General features: G+C 47.5%; 12 protein-coding genes. 9 read left to right on the forward strand and 3 right to left on the reverse strand.

The genetic code is table 11. The features are described from left to right. Positions 1-58: 58 nt before the first annotated feature. Together ACWA2B_RS08945 and ACWA2B_RS08950 are read left to right on the forward strand one after the other, a co-directional pair. On the forward strand, positions 59-331 hold the full coding sequence (locus ACWA2B_RS08945; protein WP_029515851.1) for a hypothetical protein: 273 nt from the start codon (positions 59-61) through the stop codon (positions 329-331). A gap of 75 nt (positions 332-406) precedes the next feature. Next, positions 407-1,495, forward strand: coding sequence for a site-2 protease family protein (locus ACWA2B_RS08950; RefSeq protein ID WP_449291944.1), 1,089 nt, complete (start codon positions 407-409; stop codon positions 1,493-1,495). Between the two features lie 153 nt (positions 1,496-1,648). On the opposite strand, the gene ACWA2B_RS08955 is transcribed toward ACWA2B_RS08950, so the two are convergent. Continuing rightward, complete coding sequence (locus ACWA2B_RS08955) at positions 1,649-2,569, reverse strand: AraC family transcriptional regulator (protein ID WP_029515849.1); 921 nt, start codon at positions 2,567-2,569, stop codon at positions 1,649-1,651. A gap of 295 nt (positions 2,570-2,864) precedes the next feature. Here ACWA2B_RS08955 and ACWA2B_RS08960 point away from each other — a divergent pair, with 295 nt between their 5' ends. From ACWA2B_RS08960 to ACWA2B_RS08985, 6 genes are all read left to right on the forward strand, one after another. Next, on the forward strand, positions 2,865-4,871 hold the full coding sequence (locus ACWA2B_RS08960; protein WP_165148306.1) for a beta-galactosidase: 2,007 nt from the start codon (positions 2,865-2,867) through the stop codon (positions 4,869-4,871). Positions 4,872-5,003: 132 nt separating this feature from the next. Beyond that, positions 5,004-6,803, forward strand: a complete 1,800-nt coding sequence (locus ACWA2B_RS08965) for a sensor histidine kinase (RefSeq protein WP_449291945.1) — start codon at positions 5,004-5,006, stop codon at positions 6,801-6,803. After that, positions 6,800-7,867 carry a response regulator transcription factor gene (locus tag ACWA2B_RS08970; protein ID WP_069010948.1) on the forward strand — a complete coding sequence of 356 codons (1,068 nt, stop codon included), beginning with the start codon at positions 6,800-6,802 and terminating at the stop codon, positions 7,865-7,867. Before ACWA2B_RS08965 ends, ACWA2B_RS08970 begins: the two co-directional genes overlap by 4 nt. Before the next feature lie 219 nt (positions 7,868-8,086). Further along, positions 8,087-9,367: an ABC transporter substrate-binding protein gene (locus tag ACWA2B_RS08975; protein ID WP_449291946.1), complete on the forward strand. Its 1,281-nt coding sequence runs from the start codon at positions 8,087-8,089 to the stop codon at positions 9,365-9,367. 38 nt (positions 9,368-9,405) lie between these two features. Then, entirely contained in the window at positions 9,406-10,290 is an 885-nt protein-coding gene (locus ACWA2B_RS08980; protein ID WP_069010950.1) for a carbohydrate ABC transporter permease, read from the forward strand. After that, positions 10,287-11,114, forward strand: a complete 828-nt coding sequence (locus ACWA2B_RS08985; RefSeq protein ID WP_029515843.1) for a carbohydrate ABC transporter permease — start codon at positions 10,287-10,289, stop codon at positions 11,112-11,114. The genes ACWA2B_RS08980 and ACWA2B_RS08985 overlap by 4 nt, the downstream gene beginning before the upstream one ends. 113 nt (positions 11,115-11,227) lie before the next feature. Here the strand turns inward: ACWA2B_RS08985 and ACWA2B_RS08990 are convergent, their stop codons facing one another. Next, positions 11,228-11,626: a hypothetical protein gene (locus ACWA2B_RS08990; RefSeq protein ID WP_449291947.1), complete on the reverse strand. Its 399-nt coding sequence runs from the start codon at positions 11,624-11,626 to the stop codon at positions 11,228-11,230. Between the two features lie 173 nt (positions 11,627-11,799). On the opposite strand from ACWA2B_RS08990, the gene ACWA2B_RS08995 reads away from it, so the two are divergent. Further along, the gene (locus tag ACWA2B_RS08995) at positions 11,800-12,846 is read left to right on the forward strand and encodes a hypothetical protein (RefSeq protein ID WP_449291948.1); all 1,047 of its coding nucleotides are present in this window, start codon (positions 11,800-11,802) and stop codon (positions 12,844-12,846) included. Between the two features lie 277 nt (positions 12,847-13,123). Here the strand turns inward: ACWA2B_RS08995 and ACWA2B_RS09000 are convergent, their stop codons facing one another. Further along, the gene (locus ACWA2B_RS09000) at positions 13,124-16,423 is read right to left on the reverse strand and encodes a DUF5695 domain-containing protein (protein ID WP_449291949.1); all 3,300 of its coding nucleotides are present in this window, start codon (positions 16,421-16,423) and stop codon (positions 13,124-13,126) included. Between the last annotated feature and the right edge of the window lie 14 nt (positions 16,424-16,437).

Raw genomic sequence — 16,437 nt, forward strand, 5'->3', positions numbered from 1 at the left:
GCTAATAACAAGGTACTAACGATATAGAAAAATGAATACATAGGAGGTGGCCAGTAATTTGAACGGACAATTACGGGTCGAACTGGAAGAGCTATTGCTTGCCGAAAAGGAGCTGACCTGGCTACTCGCCAAACTTCGCACAGATGAACAAGCGGCACGTGTATTATATGGGCGTCTGCATGAATGGACTGGGCATTCGGCCAATGCTATCAGAGACCAAATTGAAGCTTTTTTTGTCGGGTTAACGAACAGAATTCATACTTTAGAGCAACAAAAGGCAGAGTTAATTCAGTATGTTGAATTGATGAAACGTACAGACGCTGTACAGTAATGAAGGTAGAGAAGTTTTTACAAGCTGCACATAGCAGGATACAATGGAAGTGTTAGAGAAAGGAGACGGATACTTTTGCAAAATGAAGAGAAAAAGACCGATTCCAAATCCGGCTCATCCAAATGGTACCTTGGTAGTGCAGCAGCATTGCTTCTTCTGAAAGGCAAGTCGTTACTTGCCCTTTTAAAATTCAGTAAATTTGGCGGTGTGCTGATATCTATGGCGATAACGATTAGCACATATGCGATCATTTACCCGTGGGGATTTGCGGTCGGCTTCGTGTTGCTGTTGTTTGTACATGAGCTGGGACATGTATTGGCCGCCAAGCGCAAGGGGCTTCCCGTATCAGCACCATTATTTATTCCTTTTCTCGGTGCGCTGATCACCATGAAACGTCAACCTTTGGATGCGCAGACAGAGGCTTATGTGGCCATGGGCGGCCCGTTACTGGGGACGATTGGGGCTATGGCAGTATACGCAGGAGCCTATGCAACAGACAGTCCCCTGTTGTATGCGCTCTCGTATGTCGGCTTTTTCCTGAACCTGATCAACCTGCTGCCGATTCATCCGCTCGACGGAGGACGGATTTCCACGGCAGTGACGCGTTGGCTGTGGCTGGTGGGTCTATTGGGTGGAATTGTAGTCGTAGTATATTTAAAATCCTTTTTATTTTTCTTGATATGGGCGTTCTTTGCCTACGATTTGTACAAAAAATATGTTAAACGCAATAAAGAAGAGGCTAAGGTCCAATCCTTTTTGCAAAAGCCACTGGTGAACGTACAGCATCTGTATGAACAAGGATATCCGCTGCCTGGACCGGAGCACACGCGCAGATTATCTTTTAATACCTACTCGGATTTAGAGGGGCAGCAATATGTGACGGTGTATATGGAAAGTCTGGATGTGGAGCAGACACTTCTGCTGCCACAGCAGTGTCTTGTCCAGGATGTATGGCTGAACGGTGTGGAACATATACCGACGCCGGATGCGTACCAGCTCAGATTGCTGTGTGGGATTGATTATATTCCGTTTGAAAATGATAAGTATTACGAAGTACCCGCATCATCGCGCTGGAAATTCGGCATCGGTTACTTGGCTTTGGCCGTATTCCTGATGGGGATGATGTATGTGGTGCACCAGCATATAGGGGATATTAGGCTGTGATCCGAATGATGAGAGCTTGGTGAAGATTTTAGATCATTAAGGCAACGGTACAGCTTGTAGAAAATAGAGACAAAAGAGCGCGACAGCCGCAATATTCGGTGTCACGCTCTTTTTTTGGGTTGAATAACACGGTGGAGCCTTTGCTATCCGTCCTTATATCTTAATCCTTTGTTCATTAGTAATCGGTTTTAACGTTTGGCGGTATTTAAGTGGGCTGGTGCCTGTCCAGCGCTTGAACTGTCTGCTGAAATGAGCCAGACTGGAGTATCCGAGCAGGGAAGCTACCTTGTTGAGTGGTAGATTGGGCTGCTGGATCAACACCTTAGCTTCATGCAACTTGGTTTCCGATAGATAGTGACGTGGTGAATAGCCGTATACCTTGCGGAACACTTCCTGGGCATAGCCAGGACTGATCCCGAGAGAAGCCGCCACATCTTCAAGTCGGAACGCTTGCTCGCCAGATTCATCTTCCCGATAAGGCTTAAACCTCGATTGAATAGCTTCCATGATGGCCTTGGCATATTGAACGGATGAAGGCGCAATTCTGGGCTCCAAACTGGTAGATATCATTTGCGAGAATATCCCGAATAGCTCAAATAAGGCAATCTGCATGCGAAAACGGTCTGCTGTCGTATATTCTCCGCTTTTCCGCACCATGCCAATCCAGCTATGGACAACCTTTTGCAGCTTGGCATTCGTTTCAGTACCCGCCGGAAAAAAGAGCTGATTGCTTTTAATCATTTCCTGACGGAATAATGGATCATCGACATTAAAATGAGAGCTAAAATAGTACATGCCGTTTGGGGAAACACACTGACTCACATGTTTAAAACCCGGCGGAATGATTAAAATATCACCTTCTCCAACCGAATATACGTTATTTTCCATAATCGTTTCCTGACGACCTTCTAAAATGAGTGCAATTTCAAAACCGATATGAGATTCCTCCGGCATGCACCAATCCGCTTGGACCCGGTGAATATGGGCGCCAAAAAATTTCACATTCCAGTCAATAATGGGCAGCCATTGGCAATCATGAAATAGAGATGGATCAACATCAGGATTTAATATCATCAGATCACCTTCGATTAGGGTAAATTTTACACCGCTTAGACAATCTCATTGTATCTAACATTTAACTATAATAAAAGAGCGCTTACAAATGCTATTGTATAAGCTTTTATATAAAAGAAAGTGCTTATATATAGACATTTTGAAAGTGATGCGGATTATGTTGACATATCTGTTTCAATTATCAGTACTCTATTTGTACTAGCCCGTATATGGAATGCACTTAGTGCTCCGATCTTCGGAGTGGCTGGAATCGAATTTTGCAAAATCCTGATGAACCTAATTGGAGGACGACTTGATGAAAAAGCTACTGTACGGTGTTGCCTATTATGATGAATATATGCCATATGACCGTTTGGACCAGGATATCCAAATGATGAAGGATGCGGGCATCAACGTGGTGCGGATTGCGGAATCCACCTGGAGTACGCATGAACCGCAAAATGGCGTGTTTGATTTTACTTCTGTGGATCGGGTGCTGGACGCCATGCATAAGGCGGGCATTGAAGCCATTGTGGGGACGCCCACCTATGCCGTACCCACGTGGCTGGTGAAGGAGCATCCTGATGTATTGGCGACAACGCCTCAAGGGCCGGGCAAATATGGTGCTCGCCAGATTATGGACATTACGAACCCGGTGTACCTGTTTCATGCCGAGCGAATCATACGCAAGCTGATCGGACGGGTGAGTCAGCATCCGGCGGTCATTGGCTTTCAGACGGATAATGAGACCAAGCATTACAACACGAGTGGGCCTAATGTGCAATTGCAATTTGTAAAGTATCTGCGAGAGCGGTTCGAATCGCTGGAGGAGCTAAACCGCAAATTTGGTCTGGACTATTGGAGTAATCGCATCAATAGCTGGGAGGACTTTCCTTCAGTGGTCGGAACGATTAATGGAAGTTTGGGCGCAGCCTTTTCCCAATTCCAGCGCAAGCTGGTGACGGACTTTCTGGCATGGCAGGTCGCGCTGGTGAAGGAATATAAGCGGGAGGACCAATTTATTACGCAAAACTTTGATTTTGAATGGAGAGGTCATTCCTTTGGTGTTCAGCCAGACGTGGATCACTTTGCGGCATCGCAAGCCTTTGATGTGACTGGGGTGGATATTTACCATCCATCACAGGATGACCTGACTGGTATTGAAATTTCCTTCGGTGGCGATGTGGCACGTTCGACGAAAAATAACAACTATCTAGTGCTAGAAACGGAAGCGCAGGCTTTTACCCACTGGGTTCCCTATCCGGGGCAATTGCGTCTGCAAGCGTTCAGCCATCTGGCTTCAGGGGCCAATATGGTGGCATACTGGCACTGGCATTCCATCCATAATTCCTTCGAAACCTACTGGAAGGGTCTGCTGAGCCATGATTTTGAGCCGAATCCAGTGTATGAGGAAGCACAGACCATAGGGAAGGATTTTGCAAGATTGTCTCCGCATTTGGTCAACTTGAAAAAGAAAAATAAAACGGCGATTCTGGTCAGCAACGAAGCATTGACGTCAATTGACTGGTTTAAATTTAATATGAGTAGTCCGTTGAATTACAATGACATCGTACGTCGTTTGTATGACGAGTTGTATAAACTGAATATCGGGACAGATATTGTTCATCCAGGTACAGAATCGTTTGACGACTATGATCTCTTGATCGTCCCGGTTCTCTATTCTGCCCCAGATGCACTACTGGAGAAGCTGAACCGATATGTGGAAAAAGGTGGTCATGTAGTATACACATTCCGAAGCGGATTTACCAACGAGCATGTGCAGGTGAGAACGTCCCGACAGCCGGGCGTGATTAGCGAAGCCTGCGGCATTCATTACAGCTTGTTCGTGGAGCCGAAGAAAGTGACGCTTAAGAATAATCCTTTTGGGGTGGCACCAGAGGACAATCAGGTAGATACGTGGATGGAGCTGATTACCCCGACGACCGCCGAAGTATTGGCCTATTACGATCACCCGCATTGGGGCAAATATGCAGCAATTACGCAAAACCGCTATGGTCAGGGAACAGCGACCTATATCGGCTGTATCGTCAGCCCGGCGGTCATCCGCGAACTATTCAGCTCTGTAGCCAAAAAGGCAGGAGTATGGGGACTGGATCAGGAAACGTCTTATCCGATCATTGTTAAATCCGGCACGAATGAGCTAGGACGGACAATCCGGTACTATTTTAACTATTCTGAACAAGCAGGCTCGGTGGTCTATCCGCATGGAGACGGCAAGGAGCTGATTGGGGAGCATGCGGTTACCCAAGGAGAAACGCTTCCATTAGAGCCTTGGGGTGTTATAATTATCGAAGAAGCGTAAATGATGAATAATGAGCTGAAACCAACTTACGAATAATATCATATAGGTTTTCCCCGGGAGTATCCGGTACATGAAGCGCCCCTGCGAATTGCGGGGCGTTTTCGCATATGGCTGAAAGAGGAGTGCATCGCTATGCCAACCCGAGCAGTTCGCTGGTTCCGGGCGCTGACGGCCCCGTATCGACGTAGCATTCAGCTCAAGCTGATCTTGACGATGGTTGTTTTGTCTGTGCTGCCGGTCATTGCTGTCACGGTGCTGGCTGCGGAGAAAAGCAGAGCTTCCATGGAAACGGAAGTGGTAGAGACGAACATGTCCAATATGAAATGGACGGGAATTTATATCAGCGACCAGCTAGATCGTCTGAATCATCTGATTTACAGCATTCAGATCAGCCCTGATCTGAGCGATTATTTGAATGAGCGCGAGCCTGACAATCTTTCAAGCCAATTTAATGCCCAGCGAAAAATGCTGAATACGATGGCGAATGTGTATTATTCGGCTGGGAGTCATGTGATCGGCATCCAGCTTTATTTGAAGCAATCGCAAACCCTGTTTACCTTCAATAGTATGCAAAATGAAATTACGACAGTGAGCGGTATTCCCTCGCAGTATGCCGAGATGTGGCAAGCGAATAAGGATTATTCGATTCGTCCAAGCTCTGCTGACCCGGAACGCTTTACTCTGACGCGCAGTATTCGGCGTTTTGAAGACCAGAAGCAGACGGGGGCTATTTCATTGGATGTATTGTGGTCGCAATTCGATCAGACGCTGGGCCTGCTGGGACGAGGGGATGAGCATCAGGTGCTTATTACAGATGCGGATGGCAGGGGTATGTATCCGGCACAGGCTCGGCAGTCGCCACCGCCTGCAGATGTGCTGACAGCTCTTCGTGACGTTAAGCCGGGCCCCGGAGTGATTCAAACGGCTGAGCATTATGTGTTCTATAATGATCTGGATGTGGTTGGACTGAGGCTAGTCAAAATCGTACCCACTTCCTCTATTAACCACAGCGCTTTTTCAACCATGCTGTACGGTATTATCGTAGGTGTAATTTCTATCCTGGTTTCTATTTGCATTGCCGTTTTCATCGCATGGCGGACTGCACGTCCGATTGTTCATTTGGCACGTTCCGTACAGGAGCTGGATATGATCAAAGGGCCGGTTGGACAGCCAAGTACACGTCCGGATGAGATAGGACTGCTGGAAAGAAGTCTGCATGGGATGGCAGGCCGAATCCGCGAGCATATCCAGACGGAATACAGTATCAATTTGCAAAAAAAGACGGCTGAATTGAAAGCGCTCCAAGCACAGATTCATCCACATTTTCTGCAAAATACACTGCAAATGATCGGAAGTATGGTGTTTTCCCAAAAGCCAGAGGATACCTATGAAGTCATTCGGTCGCTGAGTGAGATGTTCCGTTACGTGGTACGAGAACCTCAGGATTTGGCCTCTCTGCGTGCAGAGCTCGACCATGTGGGACATTATATGAGTATCCAGCAGCGTCGATTTCCGCAAAGATTAGTGTTTCAGGTGGAGACAGAAGAACAGGCGATGGATATTCGTCTGCCTAAGCTATCGCTTCAGCCATTGTTGGAAAACGCGTTTCAGCACGGTCTTGACCGTAAGGCAGGGGCATGGCGAATAGGAATTCGAGTGGAGATTATGAGAGAAGATGTGTGTATTACGGTTTGCGATAATGGAAACGGCATGACCCCGGACAAGCTGGAAAAAGTACGGGCAAGGCTGGAAAACGCGTCGGAGGAACCGATCTGGGCGCAGGGTAGTCATATCGGATTGAGCAATGTTTCTTCACGCATACGGATGAATTTTGGAGTGCACTACGGAGTGACGATAGATAGTGAGCAGGGTGTTGGTACACGTGTTACCATCCGCATTCCATTCATCTCAGCAGAGGAGGGAAAAGTATGATCAGAGTATTAATTGTGGACGATGAGCCGTGGAATCGCGATATTCTGAAGACATTTGGCACATGGGAAAAACTCGGAATGTTGGTAGTGGGTGAGGCTGAGGACGGAGACGAGGCGTTCAGGCTAGTTGGGGAGTTAGCTCCCCATATTGTGATTACTGATATGCACATGCCGGGTGCGGACGGAGTGGAGCTGCTGCAAGCGCTAAATAACCATTGTCCTGATGTGAAAATCATTGTCGTGAGCGGATATGATGACTTTGCATATGCCAAACATGCCATCCGTTACAAGGCCGTCGATTATTTGTTAAAGCCAGTCAATCCTGCCGAGCTGAATGCAGTGCTGCTCAAATGCAAAAACGATCTGGAGGTCAAGGCGGCTGAACAGCAGCAAGAAGCGACAGAGCTGGATTATGAGTTTTTTCACAAGCTGACCCGGTATAAGCAACTGCTGCGTCTTTATTTTAATGAGCTGAACTGTGACGGGGTGAGTATAACCTGCAGGCAGGTTATGCAGGAGCTGGAGAGTTACGGAGCACCGAGTCCACCTATGCTGGGCAGGCTGGTACAGGAGCTTCTTTCCCTGCTGAAAGAGCTCGCAGCGGATAACGGGCTGGATACTTCTACGACAAAGGCAGGATTTCCACTGTCGCAGGATGCCGTATCCTCTGTAGAACATGCGCTGGAATTCGTATCGTCGTGCTATGTTCAGGAGCTGGATCAGCTCATTCGGCAACGGAAATACAAAAACAAGCTGAATTTAGAAGAGGTACGGCGATATATCGACAGTCACTTTGCTGGGCCGGTTACACTGGAGCAGTTGGCGAAAAACTTTTTTGTGAGCAAAGAGTATATGAGCAAGGTATTTAAGCAGGAGTATGGTCAAAATGTAACGGACTATATTGTAGCGCGAAGAATGGAAAAGGCGCGAGAATGGCTGGTCAATAAACAGGTTTCAATTAAAGCAGTTGCGGAGATGGCAGGATATGAGGATGTGTCTTATTTCTATCGGGTATTTAAAAAGCATTTTGGCATGGCACCCGGTGAAATGAGGAAGGAAGTTTAAAAAAGTCCAATCCAATAAGCTAAGGGTGTCCAATGGCAGAAGTGACCTCCCATCCTATAATGAAAGCGTATACAAAAGGAGTGATACAAAGGAATTTGGTCTTTATGAAGTTCGCACAGAGCCGAATAGAGATTGAAGACCGGCGGCATAGCTGCTTTGAATAACAACTGATTTGCCGGTGGATAGCAGTTATTTTCAAAATAGGGGAGGTCATTTTTCATGAAAATGTGGAAAGGTGTATTGAGCACAATGCTGGTTGGCACGTTATTGGCCGGGTGTGGAGCGAATTCTTCAGGCAGTGACAGCAGCGGTTCCGGTGGAGACGGCAAAACGGTGAATCTCAAAATGTTTATTGCTCAGCCCCGTTTGAAGGAGCACTACGATAAATACATTAATGCGTTCGTAGCGAAAGAGAAGAAAGATAAAAATATCGACGTTACAGTGCAACTGGAGATGCCACCTGCGGACAACGCCGCACAAATTTTGAAGACAAGACTCGCATCCAACGATGCGCCGGACGTATTTGCATTACACGCGGTGAATGAAATTCCTCCGTTTTATAAAGCGGGCTATTTGGAGGACTTGTCCGGTCAGCCTTTTGTTAACAAATTGATGGATAGTGTGAAGCCTTCGGTGACAACCAAAGACGGAAAGGTCGTAGCGGTTCCTTTGGAGACGATCTCATGGGGCTACTTGTACAATAAAAAGATATTTAAGGATTTGGATTTGCAGCCGCCAGGAACGTTGACCGAAATGAAGGCTGTGGTCGAGAAGCTGAAAGCGAATAATGTGAAACCGTTCCTGTTGTCCTACAAGGAGTCCTGGATTCCACAGCTGTTCGTGCCGCTGACAGCGGGTGCGATGATGAACACAAAGAATAAGGATTTTATCGACCGGATGAATCAGGATAAAGGCTCCTTTTCCGAAATGAAGAGCATGTTCGACATTATTGATCTGGTGAATAGTAACGGTACAGACAAGGCGCTGGAAATCGGCGGGGATGATGGATCGGCTGCGTTTGCCTCGGGTAAAGCGGCGATGTGGATTCAGGGACCGTGGTTTGCGGAAACGATTTTAAAATCGGATCCGAAGATGGATTTTGGGGTAGCACCGCTGCCGATCAATGACGATCCCAATGCGACACTGATCAATTTGTCCACTTCGACTTCGCTGGCTGTATCCTCTACAAGCAAGAATAAGGAGGTTGCGCTCGATTTTGTTAACTATGTGCTGGATGACAAGGATTCCAGCGCGTTCTATGAAGCATTGAAATTTAACCCGATCTCCAAAGTGCATACGTTTAAAAGCTATCCTTGGGTTAATGACGCTACCGAATATGTGAAAGCAGGCAAGTCGTACCAAGATCCATCGATCCCGCAAGCGGTCAAGGACGAAGCAGGCAAATCGCTACAATCCTATTATGCGGGTCAGCTCTCGCAGGATGACGTCATTAAGGCGCTGGATAAGGCATGGAAATCGTACAACAAAGTGAACAAGTAACGGTAACCTACAGAATTACACCAGGAGGGTGAGACTCCATGCCTTTTAAAATCTATAAAAAATACGTCATGCTACTGGCGTTTACAGCCCCGGCGCTGATCTTTTATGCTATCTTCCTGCTCATTCCAACGATCAGCGGCATGTACTACAGCTTTACAGACTGGAACGGATTGAATCCCAATTACAGCTTTATCGGCTTGGGGAACTTTGTGGAATCGTTGAAGGAAGACCCCGATTTTCTCAATTCCCTTTGGTTTACCCTTAAATACGTATTCGTCATGATTGTGCTGCAAAATGTACTGGCACTGGCTCTGGCCGTGTTGATTGAGTCGCGTACACGTACCAAAGGATTTTTCCGGACAATATTTTTTATGCCCAATATGATCAGTACCATTATTAGCGCATTTATGTGGACATTCGTTTTTTCTTCCGTGCTGCCACAGATCGCCGAAAAGACGGCTATCGCCTTTTTGGGCCAATCGTGGCTGGGCGATCCGAAAGTATCTTTCTTCTCTATCATTATTGTGTCGCTCTGGAATGGGGTCGGCTATATGATGATCATCTATCTGGCGGCGCTTCAAGGTGTACCACAAAGCTTGAAGGAGGCTGCTATTATTGACGGGGCGAACGCATTTCAGACATTGCGAAGCGTAACGATGCCGATGATTACCCATGCGATTACGATCTGTTTCTTCCTCACGCTGAATGGTGCCTTCAAGGTGTATGAGGTCGTATACGGACTGACTGGCGGGGGGCCGGGGCGCAGTACACAGGTGATTACAATGAACATTTATGAGGAGGCGTTCTCCAACAACTTCCGTTATGGTTATGCGAGTGCCAAATCTGTAATTTTGTTCGCGATCGTTCTTATTTTCACCCTGATTCAGCTGCGTGTCATGAAGAAGAGGGAGGTGGAGGCATGAGGTTGAAGAAAGCCAATTCCTTGCTGATTACGCTGATTTTGTGCGTGGGCGCAGTCGTGTCCTTCTTCCCGATCTACATGGCGGTGATTAATTCGTTTAAGACACAGGGTGAGATGTTTGCATCCTTTACGGCGTTGCCGACGAAGCTTCACTTTGAAAATTACAGTCAGGCTTTTCATCAGACTCATTTGCTGAACAGTGCTCTGAATTCCACGATTATTTCTTTTATCGGCATTGGTGGCATTGTGATCTGTTCGGCGCTGGCAGGCTACAAGCTGTCTCGTACACAGGGGAAACTGAGCAGTGCGATTTTCTTCCTATTTGTCGCGTCGATGCTGGTGCCGTTTCACTCCATTATGATACCGCTTACACGAATGGCAAAAGATTTGTCCGTTCAAGGCAGTACGTACGGCTTGGCTCTGATCTATATCGGCTTGGGTGTGAATATGGCGATCTTTTTGTATCATGGATTCGTCAAATCCATCCCGCGTGAGCTGGAAGAATCCGCACAAATGGACGGTTGTAATGAGTTTCAGACGTTCTTTCGCATTATATTTCCTTTGCTGCTGCCGATTACAGTTACCATCGCGATTTTGGATTTTCTGTGGATTTGGAATGACTTTTTGCTTCCATTGTTGATGCTGACGGATGTGAACCATTACACCCTGATTCTTTCGACCAATATGCTGTTTGGAGAGTACAACAAGGAATGGTCGCTTATTCTGGCCGCGCTCGTGCTGACTTCCATCCCGGTTATCCTGATCTATGCATTCTTTCAGAAATTCATTATGGAAGGAATCGCGGAGGGAGCGGTTAAGGGATAAGATGGAGACGGTGGGCAGGCGGATGATACTTCCCATCATCCCCATGACATAAATATCAAAGCCTTCCTATAATTAAGGGAGGCTTTTGTTTTGGAACGACGCAGATCCAACTTTCACTTCGAGAAAATACTTATTATAAAAAATAAAAGCGAAATGATGATCAAAAATAGATATATACTAGAAATCCGTTTTCCGATTGTAGCTCCAAACTCTTTAGGATTTTTATATCCAATGATTAAACTGGGAATAAAAAAAATACTGGATAGATAAATGGTGTAGTGAAACCCAGTATTATCGACAGGATTGGACCATGCGGACAATCCTAAAAAGGAAAGCAACTGGTCTCCCCATATGTAATCGCCAAATTCAAAAGAAACAGCCATACCAAGAAGAGATAACAGCAGTGAAAGTGATCCCCAGCCTACTTTTTTTCTGTTTTTTCTCAACGATTCAAAGATAATTAGTAAAATTGCAATTGCTTGTATGCTGTATGTCAACATGATTGAAAACATAAAGTACCTCCTTGAACATCAGAATCAAATGATAAGATGTCAATTTCGGAAATGAGTATACCATTTTATGGTATGTTTTCATATGCCTTTCAATACAGCGATCGTAAGATCGAATGGAACGCGAAGCGGCCTTAGCCATACAATATTTCATCTGAATGTAAAAGGAGATGATTATGTTGGCTACCTTCTCGGCCGCGCTTCAAGTGAAAAAGCGGATGGCCAAGCGAGTCTTAAAAATGTCCGGTGTCCACGGCATTGGCGTAGGATACAGGGACCCTGCCCATCCCAAAAGGGGAGCCGCTGTCATTGTGTACACGGACCGTTTAGCGTCGGCCTCTACTGGACTCCTGTCGGCCACCGCATTAGGAAAGAAAACGAACGTTCCAGTCCGAATTGTAAAGACTGGAAAGATCAGAGCCAATGCTACGGACTACAGAGTGCGCATACGCCCGGTCATCGCCGGCTACAGTGTCGGGACGATTGAAGGCTCCGGTACAACCGGACTCATCGTTGCCCCAACTGGAGCGCCGGCTACACGTTATCTTTTTAGCAACAACCATGTCCTCAATCCCTCCAATACAGACAATCGGGAGGCTACAATTCAGCCAGGCGGAGCCGATGGGGGGACGGTTGCTCAGGATCGTATAGGACGGCTATATCGTTACGTACGCTTGAATCCCACCGGAACGAACCTGATTGATGGGGCGCTTTCGCTTCCGACCCGTAACAACCTGCTCAATCCGCGTTACGCTACAGTAGGAGCGATCCCGGGTCATGTGACCGCTTATCGCATAGGGGATAGGTTGAAGAAGGTAGGGCGTACGACCGGGCGGGTCAATGGCACGGTAGAGTCCGTCTATACGGACCTGCAAATCAATTATGGCGGAGAGTTGGGCTTACTGACCTTCGAAGATCAGACAGTTATTAGAGGTACGACTCCCGTATCACTACCTGGGGATTCTGGCTCTGTATGGCTCAGACAGTCAGATAATTATGCAGCTGCGGTCAACTATGCAGGCACGGCAGATGGTCGCTTATCCATAGCCTTTCCGGTGCAGTGGGCCATGCAGGTATTTAACACACGGGTAGCCCGCCCCAACGGGGCAGGCAGGGTACTGAGGGTAGATACAGGATCTTCCCCTCGCTCCTATACTAGGCAACTCACCAGTGAGGAACTGGTTCGCTTAAGACCAAGAACGACACGCATTAGACGGAGCTAAACGCCCTCCAGATGGAAAAGCTGCCGCTGATCGTCTCGATAAAGCGGTCGCTTTAAAAGCTTTCCGAAGGACTGCTTGCTTCGGAAGCACTATCTCCCCGGATTTCTCCCCTGATTACAGACTTAACTTAAGAAATCCGGGGGTGGAGCTAATATAGCAAGAATTATTCACGATACCAATCATTTACGACGAAAATGATTCACGACACAAATGATTCACGGTACAAATCATTCACAATCTACAACGTTAACGGCATGAATGAATGCATAAATGTATTCTAATCTGCTCCTTCAGCATATGAACGGGCTCCCACATCATGGGCTGTAATGATGCTACTTGCCGAGGCCAAGCCCCGGATTTCCTGAGCGGTCAGGGCTCTGTTGTAAATGATCAGTTCATCCACTGCGCCGTTCAGATAGGGATCATCGAACTGGGATTTCCCAATATAGTTCCGGTTTGTCAGTCCAAGGCTGGAAGGCTTCAGCGTCATGTTCGTGTTACGCGTCGCCTCTACACCATCCACATACATCATTCCAGTATTGCCTGACAAAGTCACGGCGACATGCTTCCAAACCCCTGTTGCCAGCTCCGGCGCATTCAACTGTTGTTCCTTTCCGTTCCCCGAGATAGTGATAGCGAAGCGCATACCAGTTCCCTCGGCCTTAGGTGTCAAAAACATATACCGATCCGTGCCTGCTCCAAAATCAAACAGGCGTGCCCAGCCGTTATGCGTGTTCACCCGTACCCACGCAGCAATCGTAAAGTCATTTAAGCTGCTAACGATACCACCGGGCAGGCTGGCATAGGCGTCTGTACCGTTAAAGTGCAGGGCATTGCCTTTCCGTCCGGCTCCCCACGTGCCTCCACTTACACTGGCCTGCTGTCCATAACCGGAAGAATCGACTGCGGTAGATCCGGCCGTTTCGTTAAATTCATAACGGGCTATAATGTCTCCAGCGGGAGACGGATTGCCTGTACTCGACTGAATACGGATATCATAGTTGGCTGCCGTACCGATATTCATTCTGACCGTTGTCACAGAGCTGTTAGCAGCCGTGACTGATCCGGTCTTGGTGCCGTCTACGAGCACGTCATACGTACCTGCCGCGAGTCCGGTCAAGCTCATAACGGTGGTATGAGTCGTGCCTGGGGTCATATTTTTCAGTGTCAGGCGCATGTTGTTCTTGGACTTGGACACGATGGCCAAGCTATATTGATCCCGGTTCAACTCCAGACTCAGCTTCTGGGTGATCAGATGCAGACGTTGGAATACGCCGTCTTTTGGAGTAACCGTATAGCTGTTATTGCTTTCTGTAACGTCACAGCCATAACCGAACAAACCGAATATGGGATCGACAGCAACATCCGAGCTTAGAATTTTAATGGCTCCAAACAGCCCTAGATCGGCTTCCCCGGACATGCCACGCCATCCGTTAAAGAGAGGGCCGCCGTCCAGACCCAGGGCGCCGTAATTGCCCTTGCCTGCCTGATATGTCCACGATACCGCCCCGATATTGGCAGGATCAGAGCTGATCTGTCCCGAGTTAATCGCCCCGATGTTTGCCAGCTTGGCGGCATAGGATAGACGCTGATCCACTTCGGGCTTGGGCGAATGCCGACGTGTCCAGTCATCCATCGGATAGCCGGCCAGTGAGGTGGTGTACTGGAAGTTCCACCAATTCTCTCCGGTGATGGTGACCGGATCGGCGTAATAGTACCAGACAGGCATATGACCGCGTGCAGCACGCGTTTTGGCGTTGATTTTGCTCATCATCGTCGTGTTGTTGTTCATTTTGGCGAGTGTATATACGGCTTCTTCGCCTGTATTGTCATAGTTGTACTCAGAGCCATAAGGATAGGTGGTGTTTTTGAAATTGTTGTACTTGGTAGCCATTTTGGCAATCAGGTCGTTAGCCTCGGTGGTCAAGCCTTCTTCCTGAAGCGCTTTAATAATATCAGGTGTAGTTAGCTCACCCATGAGTCCCGTGTTCCAGTTATAGGCAACAGGGCCTTCATACAACGCTTTAAAAATATGATAAGCACGTAGCAAATATGTGTTTTTGCTATTGCGATAGCTGATCAGGTTGGGATACAGCTTGGCAAGTTTATACATGCTAAAAAACGTATTATAAATGTGCGGATAGGCATAGCCCCGGTACGTTGGTGTCGTATTAGGCTGCGGCATCAGGAAATCAGGAACCAGATAATCGCTATGATGGCCTTCCATCAAATTCGTCCAGATGGCCACTTCCAAATAATCATCGACTGCCTTGATCTCAGATGCCACGGGCTTCTGAACGTTTTTCTCCGCCAGAAACTGACCGTGAGTTAGCCCCCAATCGTCACCCCAGCCCCAGTAACCAGCAAAGCTGTTGCGTTTGGCCTTGTACTGCATCATCCAGTCATCAAAGACCTTATCCCTCAGGTCGCCCGGAACGTTCCATTGGGTGCTGTTGACCATGAAGGTAGAGTGACGCTGAAGTGCAGCTTCGATTGGCTCGATGGCATAGAACTGGAGAACGGTTTTTTCGCCGTTACCATAGTTAACCGTAATATTGTTATGTCCCAGTCGTCCCAGTGTAAGTTCATATATTTTATGGTTTGTAGGGGCTGTTTCCAGATAGCTGATGGTCGTTTCCGACGGATATTGCGCGGTGACAGAGGTAATGGATTTGCTGGTATGCAGATCGAATTTAGCCTTGAGATTGGTTGGGAAGATCATACCCGGAACCACGGTCACATCCACATGTCCCTCACTGTACAGCCTGTCCTTTACGGCCTGCTCGTCCGCTACCTTGTAAAATTTAAAAGCATACGTTTTGCTTTCACCAGGAGCCAGCGACAGACTGGTGCTTCCAAGATAGCCACGGTTGGTGCTCTTGATGACATTGGAGTGGATATAGAACACATTCAGTCCTTCGGACCAGCCCCCTTGCTCCATAGCCCATGTGCTGCCGGGATGCTCCTCAGTTCTCCAATGGTCCTGATATTCGAGACCAGCCCCCGTTGAGGCATCAGGGATTAGTAGTACATACGGTCCGATGCCGCTAGGTCGTCCAGCGGTAATAAAGGAACTGTTATGGCCTACAAAGGAGTGTGAGAGTACTCTGGTTTCATAAATTTGTTCATTATTGCCACCCGACCAGTACTCGTTAAACGGAAGTGGCAGTCCCCAATCTCCGATCTCCAGCGTTTGATTAGAGCTGTTCGTTACTTTCATTTGCCAGTGCAAATAATCGTTAACCAACGAATAAGTTTCATGTAAAATGAAATTACGTATTCCCTGATGGTTTGATGAATTCTGATAGGCTACCTGGACACTGTTTCCAGAAGAGGTGATCTGGCGCGCATCAGCAGAATTGCTTGTCCATGCCCGAGTCCACGCTCCGTTGCCGAGACGATAGGTGAACATGAGTTCACCCAGCCATTGATGATCCGACGTATTCTGTTTAGGTGCGTTGGAGCTGTTCATAACATAGTTGGTATTAAAAGTGTCCCCTACCAGTCGCAAGGAAGAGAGATCCCCGTAATCTCCGACAGAGATGGAGAACACTTGATTAGATAGCTGTACTGCCATGTTATCAACCTCCT

The sequence above is a fragment of the Paenibacillus sp. CMM36 genome (assembly GCF_053570945.1).